Origin of the sequence: Aromatoleum evansii, assembly GCF_045689615.1 — a bacterium.
In the GTDB taxonomy this organism is placed as follows: domain Bacteria; phylum Pseudomonadota; class Gammaproteobacteria; order Burkholderiales; family Rhodocyclaceae; genus Aromatoleum; species Aromatoleum evansii.
This window is the reverse complement of the sequence record NZ_CP141259.1, coordinates 5,131,844-5,145,062: the sequence shown is the minus strand read 5'-3', so window position 1 is coordinate 5,145,062 and position 13,219 is coordinate 5,131,844. Positions and strand designations below refer to the sequence as shown.

Annotated in this window: 12 protein-coding genes; 7 read left to right on the top strand and 5 right to left on the bottom strand. The window is 68.4% G+C overall.

The genetic code is table 11. The features are described from left to right. Positions 1 to 20: 20 nt before the first annotated feature. The 3 genes from ilvA to purU all read left to right on the top strand — a co-directional run bounded on the left by ilvA (position 21) and on the right by purU (position 2,987). Positions 21 to 1,259 (top strand): threonine ammonia-lyase, encoded by a 1,239-nt coding sequence (ilvA, locus tag U5817_RS24090; RefSeq protein WP_407279093.1) that lies wholly within the window; start codon positions 21 to 23, stop codon positions 1,257 to 1,259. Positions 1,260 to 1,495: 236 nt separating this feature from the next. Beyond that, positions 1,496 to 2,107, top strand: a complete 612-nt coding sequence (gene thrH, locus U5817_RS24085; RefSeq protein WP_169125222.1) for a bifunctional phosphoserine phosphatase/homoserine phosphotransferase ThrH — start codon at positions 1,496 to 1,498, stop codon at positions 2,105 to 2,107. A gap of 4 nt (positions 2,108 to 2,111) precedes the next feature. Further along, positions 2,112 to 2,987, top strand: a complete 876-nt coding sequence (gene purU / locus U5817_RS24080) for a formyltetrahydrofolate deformylase (RefSeq protein ID WP_407279092.1) — start codon at positions 2,112 to 2,114, stop codon at positions 2,985 to 2,987. A 45-nt stretch (positions 2,988 to 3,032) separates the two neighbouring features. Here purU and U5817_RS24075 read toward each other — a convergent pair whose 3' ends face one another. The 5 genes from U5817_RS24075 to U5817_RS24055 form a co-directional block, all read right to left on the bottom strand. Next, positions 3,033 to 4,667, bottom strand: a complete 1,635-nt coding sequence (locus U5817_RS24075; RefSeq protein WP_169125220.1) for a methyl-accepting chemotaxis protein — start codon at positions 4,665 to 4,667, stop codon at positions 3,033 to 3,035. A 68-nt stretch (positions 4,668 to 4,735) separates the two neighbouring features. After that, the gene (locus U5817_RS24070; RefSeq protein ID WP_407279091.1) at positions 4,736 to 5,182 is read right to left on the bottom strand and encodes a rhodanese-like domain-containing protein; all 447 of its coding nucleotides are present in this window, start codon (positions 5,180 to 5,182) and stop codon (positions 4,736 to 4,738) included. A gap of 171 nt (positions 5,183 to 5,353) precedes the next feature. Continuing rightward, on the bottom strand, positions 5,354 to 6,817 hold the full coding sequence (locus U5817_RS24065) for an ammonium transporter (RefSeq protein WP_407279090.1): 1,464 nt from the start codon (positions 6,815 to 6,817) through the stop codon (positions 5,354 to 5,356). 11 nt (positions 6,818 to 6,828) lie between these two features. Next, the gene (gene glnK, locus U5817_RS24060) at positions 6,829 to 7,167 is read right to left on the bottom strand and encodes a P-II family nitrogen regulator (RefSeq protein ID WP_169125217.1); all 339 of its coding nucleotides are present in this window, start codon (positions 7,165 to 7,167) and stop codon (positions 6,829 to 6,831) included. Positions 7,168 to 7,217: 50 nt separating this feature from the next. Beyond that, positions 7,218 to 7,961: a TorF family putative porin gene (locus U5817_RS24055; protein WP_169125216.1), complete on the bottom strand. Its 744-nt coding sequence runs from the start codon at positions 7,959 to 7,961 to the stop codon at positions 7,218 to 7,220. A 330-nt stretch (positions 7,962 to 8,291) separates the two neighbouring features. On the opposite strand from U5817_RS24055, the gene U5817_RS24050 reads away from it, so the two are divergent. From U5817_RS24050 to U5817_RS24035, 4 genes are all read left to right on the top strand, one after another. Next, the gene (locus tag U5817_RS24050; protein WP_407279089.1) at positions 8,292 to 8,555 is read left to right on the top strand and encodes an accessory factor UbiK family protein; all 264 of its coding nucleotides are present in this window, start codon (positions 8,292 to 8,294) and stop codon (positions 8,553 to 8,555) included. A gap of 285 nt (positions 8,556 to 8,840) precedes the next feature. Next, positions 8,841 to 10,340, top strand: a complete 1,500-nt coding sequence (locus U5817_RS24045) for a YifB family Mg chelatase-like AAA ATPase (protein ID WP_407279088.1) — start codon at positions 8,841 to 8,843, stop codon at positions 10,338 to 10,340. Positions 10,341 to 10,415: 75 nt separating this feature from the next. Beyond that, entirely contained in the window at positions 10,416 to 11,609 is a 1,194-nt protein-coding gene (locus U5817_RS24040; RefSeq protein ID WP_407279087.1) for a multidrug effflux MFS transporter, read from the top strand. Between the two features lie 173 nt (positions 11,610 to 11,782). Next, positions 11,783 to 13,216: an aminotransferase class I/II-fold pyridoxal phosphate-dependent enzyme gene (locus U5817_RS24035; protein WP_407279086.1), complete on the top strand. Its 1,434-nt coding sequence runs from the start codon at positions 11,783 to 11,785 to the stop codon at positions 13,214 to 13,216. The last annotated feature ends 3 nt before the right edge of the window (positions 13,217 to 13,219 follow it).

Sequence of the window (13,219 nt, the reverse complement as noted above, 5' to 3'; positions counted from 1 at the left end):
CCTTGTCCCGAGGATTCCGCATGCCCGCTGCCCTCCCGCTCGACCTGCCGGCCCTGCTCGCCGCGCGCGAGCGCATCCGCGACGCCATCCTGCGCACCGTGCAGTGGCAGAACGACCCGCTCTCCGAGGAGCTGGGGGTGCCGCTGCGCCTCAAGCTCGAGAACCTGCAGCGCACCGGCTCGTTCAAGCTACGCGGCGCCACGCACAAGATCGGCCGCCTGCTGGCCGGCAAGAATCCGCCTATCGGCGTCGTCGCCGCCTCTGCCGGCAACCACGCGCAGGGGGTGGCACGCGCGGCGGCGCAGAGCGGGCTGCGCGCCGTCGTGTTCATGCCGGTGAACGCGCCGCTGACGAAGATCCAGTCCTGCCGCAAGCTCGGCGCCGACGTGCGCCTGGTCGGCGAGACGCTGGAAGCGGCGACGGACGAGGCGACGAAACTCGCCAAGGCCGAAGGCCTCGCCTTCCTCCATCCCTACGACGACTGGGACGTGATCGCCGGGCAGGCGAGCTGCGGCCTGGAGATGCTGGAGGACGCGCCGGACACGACAGTCGCGATCGTGCCGCTGGGCGGCGGCGGCCTGATCTCGGGCATCGCCTTGGCGCTCAAGCTGCAGAACCCGGCGATCCGCGTGATCGGGGTGCAGACCGAGGCGGTCGCGCCGTGGCGCAGCTACCTGCGCGACGGTGCGTTGGAGGAGGTGCCGCCGGGCGCGCACACGATCGCCGACGGCATCAAGGTGAAGCGCCCCGGCAAGCTCACGCGCCAGGTCATCGCACGCTACGTCGATGAGATCGTGACCGTGGACGACAACGCGATCGCCGAGGCCATCGTGACGCTGCTCGAACGCACGCGCACGATAGGCGAAGGGGCAGGCGTCGTCGGGCTCGCCGCGCTGATGCAGAAGAAGATCGCGCTGCGCGCGGACGACCGCGCTGTGGTCGTGATCTCCGGCGGCAACGTCGACATGACGCTGGTGGGGCGCTCGATCGACTACGGCCTCGCCTCCAGCGGACGGCTGATGTGCGTCGCGGTGACGATCTCCGACGCGCCGGGCCAGCTGCTCTCGGTGCTCAAGACGGTCGCCGACCTGGGGATGAACGTGCGCCACGTCGAACATCGGCGCGGCGAACTGCACGTGCCCGTGGGCATGACCGAGGTGATCCTGCAGATGGAGACGCGCGACTTCGAGCATCAGGACGAACTGCGCGCGCATTTCGCGCAGCAGGGCCTGCGCGTGCGCAACCTGCTGGCCGGCTGAGCGGAAAAGAAAAACGGGACGACCGGAGGCCGTCCCGCCAAATGGCCTCCATCGGGGCCAAGGGTTACGCATTTAGCCCTGCCATTATAGGGCCATATCACCCAGACCGCTGGCCTTCTAATAGGTTCCCGGTAGATTAAATTTTTTGAACGATGACGGTTCCGCGTGCGGCGGCGGGGTGGTCGGCGACTGCTAGAATCCGGGGTTCATTTATTCGCCGAAACAGGAAGCTTGCCGTGCAGATCGTCTGTCTCGACCTTGAAGGTGTGCTGGTTCCCGAAATCTGGATCGAATTCGCCGAGCGTACCGGCATCCCGGAGCTACGCCGCACGACGCGCGACGAGCCGAACTACGACACGCTGATGAAGTACCGGCTCAACATCCTTGCCGAGCGCAAGCTGGGCCTGCCCGACATCCAGGACGTGATCGCCAGCATGGGCCCGATGGCCGGTGCGCGCGACTTCCTCGACGACCTGCGCGAGAGCTACCAGGTCGTGATCCTCTCCGACACCTTCCAGGAATTCGCCAAGCCGCTGATGAAGCAGCTCGGCTGGCCGACCCTGCTGTGCCACCGCCTCGAGGCCGACGCGAACGGCGTGCTGGTGAACTACCACCTGCGCATGCCCGACCAGAAGCGCGAGGCCGTCAAGCGCTTCAAGGAGCTGAACCTCAAGGTCGTCGCCGCGGGCGACTCGTACAACGACACCGCGATGCTCGGCGAGGCGCACGGCGGCATCCTGTTCCATCCGCCCGAGAACGTGATCCGCGAATTCCCGCAGTTCCCGGTGACGCGCAGCTATGCCGAGCTGCGCCGCGAGATCGACAAGGCGTTCGCGCGCGTCGCGTAATCCGATGCATCGCGACCGCTTCTACACCCTGTCGGCGTCCTGCCCCGACCGCGTCGGCATCGTCGCGCGCGTGTCGGGCTTCGTCGCCGAGCACCGCGGCTGGATTCTCGAGACCTCGCTGCACGCCGAACCGCCGGAGGAGGGCGAGGCGGTCGGCCGCTACTTCATGCGCATCGAGATCAAGGCCGACTCGCTGCCCTTCCACCTCGCCGAGTTCCGCGAGCGCTTCCGCCCCATCGCCGAAGAGCTGGAGATGGAGTGGAGCATCACCGACTCGGCGGTGAAGAAGCGCGTCGTCGTGCTGGTGTCGAAGCAGGAGCACTGCCTTTACGATCTGCTCGCGCGCTGGCAGTCGAAGGAGCTGGACATCGAGATCCCGTGCGTGATCTCCAACCACGACACCTTCCGCGGCTTCGTCGAGTGGCACGGCATCCCCTTCCATCACGTGCCGGTCACCCCGGACAACAAGGTCTCGGCGTATGCGGAGGTGCGGCGCATCGTCGAGGAGGTGCGCGGCGACACCATCGTGCTCGCGCGCTACATGCAGGTGCTGTCGCCGGAGCTGTGCGCCGCGTACCCGGGGCGCATCATCAACATCCACCACAGCTTCCTGCCCAGCTTCGTCGGCGCGAAGCCCTATCACCAGGCCTGGAAGAAGGGTGTGAAGCTGATCGGTGCGACCTGCCACTATGTCACCTCGGAACTCGATCAGGGGCCGATCATCGAGCAGGACGTGATCCGCATCGACCACTCCGACTCGGTCGAGGACATGGTGCGCTACGGCAAGGACATCGAGAAGACCGTGCTCGCGCGCGGGCTGCGCTACCACCTCGAAGGGCGCGTGCTGCTGCACGGCAACAAGACGGTGGTGTTCCGCTGATTGCGGCGGGGCGCCTGCCGGCGTCCCTCCGCTGCAAGGCGCGCCTCAGGCGGTGCGGAAGTTACCCACGACCTGACGCAGCGAATCCGCGGTGTGCGCCGAATCTTCGGCCGCCGCGGCCATCTCGGCGATCGTCGCGCTGGTGTGCTCGACCGCCTGCGAGATGGCTTCCATGCCGTTGGCGGTCTGCTCGGCGACGATGCGCTGCTCCCTCGTGGAGTGCGCGATGTCTTCCGACAGCGCCGAGACGCGCCCCGCCGCGTCGACGATCTGCATGAACGCTTCCTCGAGCCGGCCGATCTTGTCGGCGTCCTCGGCGACGTCCGCATCGACTGCGCGCATGGCCTGCACCGCGCTCGTCGCCTGCTGTTCCACGGCCTGCACGATGTTCGCGATCTCGGCCGTGCTGTGGCCGGTGCGCTCGGCGAGCTTGCGCACTTCGTCGGCGACCACCGCGAAGCCGCGCCCGGCCTCGCCCGCGCGCGCCGCCTCGATCGCCGCATTGAGCGCGAGGAGGTTCGTCTGGTCGGCAATCTCGCGGATCACTGTGGAGATGGCGTTGATCTGCTGGATGGACGAGGACAGCGCGTTCACCGCCTGCGTCGCTTCGACCGAGGCATGCCGGGCGCGGTCGGTGGCGACGCGGCTCTCGCGCATCAGCCGGCCGCCGCGCTCGGCGGCCTCGTTGGCGCGGGTCGCCGCGTCGGACACCTGCGCCGAACCGGTCGAGATTTCGCCCACGGAGACCGTCAACTGCTGCATCGCGGCGGTCATCTTCATGACCTCGTCGGACTGAACCTGCGCGCGGTCGTGGATGTCGCGCGCGCTCGCGCGCACGTTCTCGGACGCTTCGGCGACGCGGTCGGAACCCTGGCGAACCTGGGCCAGCGTCCGGCACAGGGTTTCGAGCGAAGCATTGATGGCGCGCGCCATTTCCCCCAGCTCGTCGCCGCTGTGCACGGTGCTCTTGGCCGTCAGGTCTCCCCGGGCGACCTGCGCCAGGGCGTGCTGCACGTCGGCGACGGGGCGGGTGATGGCGCGGATGATCAGCGTGGTGAAGATCGCGAGCAGAACGACGGCACTGCCGACGAGGATCGTGGCATAGCGGTTCAGTTCGCGCTCCATGCGCGCGGCTTCATGATAGACCTGCTCCACCTCCTGGGTGCGCAGGGCGAGGAGTTCCGCGAGCGGTTTGGAGACGCTGGTGATGACCGGCGGCCAGTCGTCCTCGAGGATGCCGGTGAGCAGTTCCTTGTCGTTGCTCGCCGAGTAGGCCGCGTCGAGCTTGGCGAAGAGTGCGGGCAGGGTCGCGAGGCCCTGTTCGAGCTTCTCGGTCAGCGCGAGTTCGGCCGTTTCGTCGGCGCCTGTCGCGGACATCTGGCGGTATTCGGCCCACAATCCGGGCAGCGACTCGCGTACTTCGGCGAGATGGCGGCGCGAGCCGGGCGCGGGCATCTGGTCGGTGATCACCCCGGCGATGCGGAAGCGCACCTCGCCGAGCTGGTCGCTCACCGCCTGGATCTTGCGCAGCGGGAGGGCGTTTTCTTCATACACCCGGCGCAGTGCCTCGGTCGAGGACGCGTTGCCGTAGAAGAGCATGGCCGCGATGGCGACGATCATCGCGAGTGCGAAGGCCGCCAGGGCGTAGAGTTTCGCTTTCAGCGAGAGGGTGGTGCGCATCGGTATTCCTTGCAAAGCCGCAGGTTGCGCCGCGACGGGCGCAGCCTGCGCTTCGCCCGTGCTGCGCCTTACTTGACCGGGAGGCCCTTGGCCTTCCAGCCGGGCAGGCCGTCGCGCAGCCAGTTCACCTTGGTGTGGCCGGCCTTCATCGCGGCAATCGACAGCTTGTAGCTCTTCCAGCAGTCGTGGCCGTTGCAGTAGGTCACGATGGGCTTGGCCTTGTCGCTCGGCAGCTTGGCCAGGTCGACGCTGTCGGCGGAGGAGTCGAAGTCCGGCTTCTTCTCGCTCTTTTCCTTGTACGGTACGTTGATGGCGCCGTCGATATGGCCTTCGGCATATTCGGCCGCCGAGCGCGCGTCGATGACGACCGCGCCCTTCGATTGCAGATCGCGGGCCTGCTCGGGCGTGACCACCGTTGCGCCGGCCAAGCTGGTCGGGTTGTCGACGGCATGCGCGGCAACGGCCGTGAAGGAGAGCAGCGTGGCGGCGGCGATGCGTGAAAGGATGCGGATCATGGAACCCTCGGCGTGTGTAAGAAAAAGTAAGCAACTAAGTATATTCGAATAGTAATACCTATTTCGCGGTAGTGGCAATGCTGGGCCCGGTGTTTGCCGGGGTGAACGAAAACGGGCGCCCCCGAAGGGGCGCCCGTTGCAGGACCGGACGAGGGAGCGATCCGGAGATGGTCAGATGTGGTAGGCCGTTTCGCCGTGGGCCGTGATGTCGAGGCCTTCGCGTTCCTCTTCTTCCGGCACGCGCAGGCCGATCAGCACATCGACGATCTTGTAGGCGACCACCGACACGACGCCCGACCACACGATCGCGACCACCACGCCCCAGATCTGGCTGGTGACCTGCGCCGAGGTCGAGAACGGCGCGACCGCATTGGCGACGTAGTCATACACGCCGACGCCGCCGAGGTCCGGGTTGGCGAACACGCCGGTCAGGATCGCGCCGAGGATGCCGCCCACGCCATGCACGCCGAACACGTCGAGCGCGTCGTCGGCGCCGAGCATGCGCTTGAGGCCATTCACACCCCACAGGCAGATCACGCCGGCGAGCAGACCGATCACCAGCGCGCCCATCGGGCCGACCCAGCCGCAGGCCGGGGTGATCGCCACCAGGCCCGACACCGCGCCCGAGGCCGCACCCAGCAGCGAGGGCTTGCCCTTCATCAGCCATTCCGCAACCATCCAGGACATCGCCGCCATGCCGGTCGCGACCATCGTGTTGAGGAAGGCGAGCGCGGTGAGGCCGTTGGCTTCGAGGTTGGAGCCGGCGTTGAAGCCGAACCAGCCGATCCACAGCATCGACGCACCGACCATGGTCAGCGTCAGCGAGTGCGGGGCCATCGATTCGCGGCCGTAGCCGATGCGCTTGCCGATCATGAAGGCGCCAACGAGACCCGCGATCGCCGCGTTGATGTGCACCACGGTGCCGCCGGCGAAGTCGAGCGCGCCCTTCTGGAACAGGAAGCCTGCGGTCGCAGCGGCGGCTTCACCCGCGGCGGCATCCACGTAGGCATCCGGGCCCGCCCAGTACCACACCATGTGGGCCATCGGCAGGTAGGAGAAGGTGAACCACAGCACCATGAACAGCAGGACCGCGGAGAACTTCATGCGTTCGGCGAAGGCGCCGACGATCAGCGCCGGGGTGATCGCCGCGAAGGTCGCCTGGAAGATGATGTAGGCGAACTCGGGGATCGCGACGCCCTTGCTGAAGGTCGCGGCGACCGAATCGACCGTCACGCCGCTGAGGAAGGCCTTCGATAGCCCGCCGATGAAGGCGTTGCCCTCGGTGAAGGCGAGGCTGTAGCCGTATACGAACCACAGCACGATCATCAGCGAGAAGATCACGAAGACCTGCATCAGCACCGACAGCATGTTCTTCGAGCGCACCAGGCCGCCGTAGAACAGCGCGAGGCCCGGGATCACCATGAAGGCGACCAGCGCGGTGGAGGTCAGCATCCAGGCGGTGTCGCCCTTGTTGACCGTGGGGGCCGGCGCCGCGGCGGCTTCGGGCGCGGCTTCAGCGGCTGCGTCGGCGACCGCGGTGATGGCCTCGGCCGCAGCCGGGGCATCCTCGGCGCTGGCGAGCCCGGCGAAGCCGAGCGCCAGGACCGCAAGCAGGACAGCAAACAGTTTTTTCATGGTGTTCTCCCTTACAGCGCTTCGGCGCCCGTTTCGCCGGTGCGGATGCGGATGGCCTGCTCGAGGTCGAAGACGAAGATCTTGCCGTCGCCGATCTTGCCGGTGGCGGCGGACTTCTCGATCGCCTCGATCACCTGATCGAGCAGCTCGGTGCGCACGGCGGCCTCGATCTTCACCTTGGGCAGGAAGTCGACGACGTACTCGGCGCCGCGGTAGAGCTCGGTGTGACCCTTCTGCCGGCCGAAACCCTTGACCTCGGTGACGGTGATGCCCTGCACGCCGATCGCCGAGAGGGCCTCGCGCACTTCGTCGAGCTTGAAGGGCTTGATGATGGCGGTGACGAATTTCATGATGCTTTCCTTTCAGTGTTGCGGGGCCGGAGCCCCGCGGCGTTGCAGGCTCAGAAGGTCTTGCTGAGGCTTACGACGTAGCGGCCGTCGGCGTCGAAGTCGCTCTTGTCCTTCATGTTGGTATCCACGTAGTGCAGGCCGAGCGTGACGCCCGCGACGGCCTGGCTCACGCCGACCTTCCAGTCGGAGTAGGACTCGGCCGGGCCGGCGATCATCTGGTGGCCGACGTGGGCGTTGAGCGTCGTGCCCGGGATCACCTCGTAGGCGGCCGACAGGTCGAAGTACTGGCTGCCCTTGGAGTCCGGCGCGCCAAACAGGTTGGTGAAGGAGTTCGAGTACTTGAAGGACAGGAACTGCCACGACAGGCCGACGTAGCCTTCCAGCGTGTTCGGGTTCTTCAGGCCGATCGTGTTGCGCCAGCTCGAGTCGAATTCGCCCGGATAGACATACTGCAGCAGGCCGACGTCGTAGCCGATGTCGCCGATCGTGCCCTTGTAGCCGCCGTAGACGTCCAGCTCGAGGCTGTTGCCCGAGTTCTCGCCGGTGCCGCGCTCGAGGTCGCTCAGCCAGGACACGTTCGAGCCCCACACGCCGATGTAAAGGCCGCTCGAATGCGCATAATCGAAGCCGCCCTGCAGCGCCGGCTTCTCGTCGGTCTGGCTGATGCCGCGGTAGGCATAGTCGGAGACGAGGGCGACGTTCGCGGCGATCGGGCTGTCGCCGGCGGCGGCCGTGCCGGAGGCGATTAGCGGGAGGGCTGCTGCAACGGCCAGGGCGATGATGCGCTTGTGCATGGTGTTGCTCCTTGATGGTTGGTGTTTGATTGCTGGCGAGTCCTCCTTTGCATGCGGCGTGCCAAGTTGCGGAAACGGTAGCGCAAGATATTGTTTAGAAAAGAAAAAAGCTGTTTTGGAGCGGCGTTGCGCACGGAATTTTGTGCACTTGCAGCAGAGTGTCTGCGCACGAAATGCACCTCCATGGTGCGTTCTAGTCGATTTCGTGGTGCGTGACGTCCCAGGCAGCCGGGCCGCACACCGGAATGGGGCGCGGCGGGCGTCCGTCCGTACTCGCTCCCGCGCCCGTGCTAGACTTTTGCTCTTCGCTTACGCACCAGAGGTATCTACATGGCAGGCCCCCGCTTCCTCGACGAGATCGGTGCCAAGTTGTCCGAACTCGCCGCGAGCAATCCCGCGAAAGACTTCGAAAAGAACGCCAAGGCCCTGCTCGGCAGCGCCTTCGGCAAGCTCGATCTGGTCACGCGCGAAGAATTCGACGTGCAGCGCGAGGTGCTCGCGCACGCGCGCCAGAAGCTCGCCGAACTGGAAGACCGCGTCGCCACGCTGGAATCCGAACTCGCACGCGCTCGCGCCGACCGCGACGAGGAGTGAGAGCCTTCCCCATGGCTTGAGCATGCCTTGGCTTGCCCGGCGCTCAATCTCACGAGCAGCCGAACCGTGCTTTTCGTGGGAGCAACTGTGTGGGAGCGGCTTCAGCCGCGAAGCAGCGGTGTTGCGCAGTGATCCGCCGATTCGCGGCTGAAGCCGCTCCCACATCGGCCCACTGCGCCCGACAGACGTGTGCCGTGTTGCACGACTGGACGTGATGCCGCTGCCCTGCTTAGCTATTTGTCATCGCCTCCGGTAGACTGCGTGCAGTCCATTCCGGAGGTACCGATGTCGCTGGCTCTCGTACGCACCAGGGCGCTCGCGGGCATGGGCGCGCCCGAGGTGACGGTGGAAGTCCATCTCGCCAACGGCCTGCCCGCATTCAACCTGGTCGGCCTGCCCGACACCGAAGTCCGCGAGGCGCGCGAACGCGTGCGCGCCGCGATCGCGACTTCGCAGTTCGAATTCCCGCAACGCCGCATCACCGTCAATCTCGCACCCGCCGACCTGCCCAAGGAGGGCGGGCGCTTCGACCTGCCGATCGCGCTGGGCATTCTCGTTGCGTCGGGCCAGGTCGATGCGGCGGGGCTCGCGAAGCATGAGTTCGTCGGTGAGCTATCGCTCGACGGCAGCCTGCGCGCGGTGCGCGGCGGCCTCGCGATGGCGCTGGAGAGTGGCCGCAGCGGCCGCGCGCTGGTGCTGCCCGCCGCGAACGCAGACGAGGCGGCGCTCGCACGCGGCGCCAGCGTGCTGCCCGCGACGAGCCTGCTGGCGGTGTGCGCGCATCTCAACGGCCATACGCCGCTCGCGCGCCGGCTGCCGCCACCCCTCGCGGAAGGGCGCGAGGACGAACCCGATCTCGCCGAGGTGAAGGGGCAGCTGCAAGCCCGGCGCGCCCTCGAGGTTGCCGCGGCCGGGGCGCATTCGCTGTTGATGTTCGGCCCGCCCGGCACCGGCAAGTCCATGCTCGCGCGTCGCCTGCCGAGCCTGTTGCCGCCGCTCGACGAGGGGGAGGCGATCGAGAGTGCGTCGATCCAGTCGCTGGAAGGCGGTTTCGATGCCCGCCGCTGGGGCCGTCGGCCGTACCGCGCGCCGCACCACTCGGCGTCCGCGCCGGCGCTCGTGGGCGGCGGCGCGAACCCGAAGCCGGGCGAGATCAGCCTCGCCCACCATGGCGTGCTGTTCCTCGATGAACTTCCGGAATTCGACCGCCGCGTGCTCGAGGCGCTGCGCGAGCCGCTGGAGACCGGCACCGTGACGGTGTCGCGCGCACGGCAGCGGGCCGAGTTTCCCGCGCGCTTCCAACTCGTCGCGGCGATGAATCCCTGCCCCTGCGGCCACGCGGGGGACAAGGGCGGACGCTGCCGCTGCACGCCCGACCAGGTCGCGCGCTACCGCGGACGCCTGTCGGGGCCGCTGCTCGATCGCATGGACCTCGTCATCGAGGTGCCGCTGCTCGACCATGGGGAGATGACCGCGCAGCCGGCCGGCGAACCCAGCGCGACCGTGCGCGAGCGCGTCGTGCAGGCCCGGGCGGTGCAACGGGAACGGCAGGGCGGGGCAAATAGCCACCTCGCGCCGGGGCGCGTCGATGCGCTGTGTGCGCCCGACTCTCAGGGCAAGGCGCTGCTCGATCAGGCGATCCGGCGGCTGAACCTGTCCGCACGCGGGTATCATCGCATCCTGAAGGTCGCCCGCACGATCGCGGACCTGGCCGGCGCCGAGCGCGTCGGTCCGGCGCATCTGGCCGAGGCGATCCAGTACCGGCGCGGCCTCGATCCCCGCTGACGCGGCCCCGCGGGGGACGCAGACGCGGCAGGGGCGCACGGTAGCCAATAACAAGACGCCCCAGAGATTCCCCTGATGCCCGCCACTTCGCCCTGGCTAGCGTTTGTCCTCGCCGCGCTCGCCGCCATCGGGCCGTTTTCCATCGACACCTACCTGCCGGCCTTCGGCGCGATGGGCGCAGAGCTCGGCGCATCGCAGCTGCAGATCCAGCAGACGCTGACCGCCTACATGGCGACTTTTGCCTTCATGGTGCTGTGGCATGGTGCGCTCGCCGACCATTTCGGCCGCCGCCACGTGCTCATCGCCGGCAGCGTGCTGTTCGCGCTGGCCTCGCTGGTGTGTGCGCTGGCGCCGTCGATCGAATGGCTGTGGGTGGGCCGCGCGCTGCAGGGCATGGTCGGCGGCGCGGGCATGGTGGTCGGGCGGGCGGTGATCCGCGACCTGTTCGACGGGGCGCACGCGCAGCGGCTGATGTCGCGCGTGATGCTGATCTTCGGCGTCGCGCCGGCGATCGCGCCCATCATCGGCGGGCTGCTGCTGGCCGCGGCGGGCTGGCGGGCGATCTTCTTCTTCCTCGCCTTCTTCGGCGCGCTGCTGGCCTTCCTCACCTGGCGCTTCCTGCCCGAGACGTTGCTCGCCGAGCACCGCCATCCGCTGCATCCGGTGCTGCTCGCGCGCGCCTACCGGCGGGTGCTGGGCAGCGGTGCCTTCGTGCTGCTCAGCGCGGCGGCGGCGTTCAACTTCAACGGCTTCTTCCTCTACGTGTTGTCGGCGCCGGCCTTCCTGATGCAGCACCTGGGCCTCAGCGCCCAGCAGTTCGGCTGGCTGTTCATTCCATCGGTCATCGGCATGAGCGCCGGTTCCGCATTGTCGGAGCGGGTGGCCGGACGCTGGCATGTGCGCCGCACGGTGGTGGTCGGCATGGCCATCATGGCGACGGCGGCGCTCGCCAACCTGCTCGTCGCGACCTTGCTGCCGCCCGGCCTGCCGCAGTCGGTGCTGCCCATCATGCTGTACACCTTCGGCATGGCGCTGTCGATGCCGAGCATGACGCTGCTGGCGCTGGAGCTGTTTCCCTCGCATCGCGGCCTGGCGTCGAGCTGCCAGAGCTTCCTGCAGGTCGGGATCAATTCGAGCATCGCCGGCATCTTCGCGCCCATGCTGTGGCATTCGCCGCTGACGCTGGCTGCGGGCATGGCGGGCTTCCTGACGCTGGGCGGCGTCGGCTTCGTCGCATGGTGCCGGCGCGCAGGCGGCTGCATGCGCTGAGGCGTCGTGTGCTGCGCGGCAGCACGCCGGGCCGGCTGCAGGTACATAACCATAATGACGAGATGGAATTGCAGAAAATCATGATCTCCGCTTCATGATCCTGCCGTGTCGCGCCGGGGCGCACGTGTCGATGATGTCGACATGTTCGCAGGCGTGGCCCGGAGGGGAATGGAATGGATTTCGTGATGCCGCAGCTGGCCGTGGGAAGCCGCGCCGATGCCGCCGACGGCGCCGCGCTGCGGACGGCAGGCATCGACACGCTGCTGTCGCTGGCGCCGCTGGCGCGCCCGGCGGAGGTGGCGCTGCAGCTGGGGCTGGCAGTGGCCGACCGCGTCGCGCTGCCCGCCGCGACGATCCGCGAGGCCGCGGCCTTCCTCGCTGGCCGTATCGCCGCAGGGCACCGGGTGCTGATGCACTGCGAGCAGGGTATCTCGCGCTCGCCGGCGCTGGCCGCCTGTTTCCTGCACGAATACCTCGGCCTGCCGCTCGACGAGTCCTTCGCGAGGGTGCGCGCAGCGCGGCCACAGGCCGAACCCCATCCTGCGCTGGTCGCGTCGATCCGTGCGCATTACGCCGGCGCGGACCTGCCGGGCGTGGATCTCTCCGGCAACGAGAATCCTGTCGGACCCTCGCCCGCGGCGCGCACCGCGATCCTCCGTGCGAGCGCGGGCCTGCATCGCTATCCGGCGGCCGACAGCGGCGTATTGCGCGACGCGCTGGCCCGCCGGCTGGGACTTTCGGCCGCGCAGATCGTCATCGGCAACGGCGCGTGCGACCTGATCGACCTCGCGCTGCGCGCCTTCGCCGGTGCCGGCGGCGAGGTGCTGATCCCCGATCCGGCCTTTCCCGCCTACCGCTCGGCCGCCGCTCGCGCCCGTGCGCGTGTCGTCACGGTCCCGCTCGCGGGAAGCTGCTACGCGGTCGCGGAATACCTCGCGCGCCTGACGCCCGCGACCCGCCTCGTGATCGTCGCATCGCCGCACAACCCGACTGGAACGCTGATGGCGCCCGCCGACTGGGCGCGCCTGCGTGATGCCTTGCCCGACGGGGCCGTGCTGCTGCTCGACGAGGCCTACCGTGACTACGCCGAGGGGCATGATCTGATCGATGCGGCGGCGGACGTGCGGCGCGGCGCACCGGTGCTGGCGCTGCGCTCGTTGTCAAAGGTCGAGGGGCTCGCGGGCCTGCGCGTCGGCTACGGCTTCGCGCCCGAGGCGCTGGTGCGGCGGCTGGCCGCACTGTGTCCGCAGTACCACGTCGGGTCGCTGGCGCAGGCCGCGGCGCTCGCGGCGCTGGCGGACGACGCGCACCGCCGTGCCAGCGTCGCCGCCAATGCGCGCGGGCGGGCGGTGCTGATGGCGGGGCTCAGGCGCCTGGGTGTCGAGTTCGTGCCTTCGGCGGCGAACTTCGTATTGCTGCGCGCGCCGCGCGAGGCGCTCGCCCGCCTGGCGCAACGCGGCGTCGCGGTGAAGTGCATGGCCCGCTACGGCCTGCCGGACCACATCCGCGTGAGCGTCGGCCTGCCTTCCGAGAACGCGCGCTTCCTCGCCGCGCTGGGCGAGCTGCTGCGCGAAGACCATGAATGCCGGGCAGCGATCCCGGCCTGAAGG

What these genes read in the sequence shown, in the direction of transcription:
- U5817_RS24035 (WP_407279086.1), top strand. Translation starts at nt 11,783, where the DNA reads ATGGATTTCGTGATGCCGCAGCTGGCCGTGGGAAGCCGCGCCGATGCC.
- U5817_RS24065 (WP_407279090.1), bottom strand. Translation starts at nt 6,817, where the DNA reads ATGAAAAAACTGTTTGCTGTCCTGCTTGCGGTCCTGGCGCTCGGCTTC.
- U5817_RS24040 (WP_407279087.1), top strand. Translation starts at nt 10,416, where the DNA reads ATGCCCGCCACTTCGCCCTGGCTAGCGTTTGTCCTCGCCGCGCTCGCC.
- purU (WP_407279092.1), top strand. Translation starts at nt 2,112, where the DNA reads ATGCATCGCGACCGCTTCTACACCCTGTCGGCGTCCTGCCCCGACCGC.
- U5817_RS24050 (WP_407279089.1), top strand. Translation starts at nt 8,292, where the DNA reads ATGGCAGGCCCCCGCTTCCTCGACGAGATCGGTGCCAAGTTGTCCGAA.
- U5817_RS24055 (WP_169125216.1), bottom strand. Translation starts at nt 7,961, where the DNA reads ATGCACAAGCGCATCATCGCCCTGGCCGTTGCAGCAGCCCTCCCGCTA.
- U5817_RS24045 (WP_407279088.1), top strand. Translation starts at nt 8,841, where the DNA reads ATGTCGCTGGCTCTCGTACGCACCAGGGCGCTCGCGGGCATGGGCGCG.
- U5817_RS24070 (WP_407279091.1), bottom strand. Translation starts at nt 5,182, where the DNA reads ATGATCCGCATCCTTTCACGCATCGCCGCCGCCACGCTGCTCTCCTTC.
- U5817_RS24075 (WP_169125220.1), bottom strand. Translation starts at nt 4,667, where the DNA reads ATGCGCACCACCCTCTCGCTGAAAGCGAAACTCTACGCCCTGGCGGCC.
- glnK (WP_169125217.1), bottom strand. Translation starts at nt 7,167, where the DNA reads ATGAAATTCGTCACCGCCATCATCAAGCCCTTCAAGCTCGACGAAGTG.
- ilvA (WP_407279093.1), top strand. Translation starts at nt 21, where the DNA reads ATGCCCGCTGCCCTCCCGCTCGACCTGCCGGCCCTGCTCGCCGCGCGC.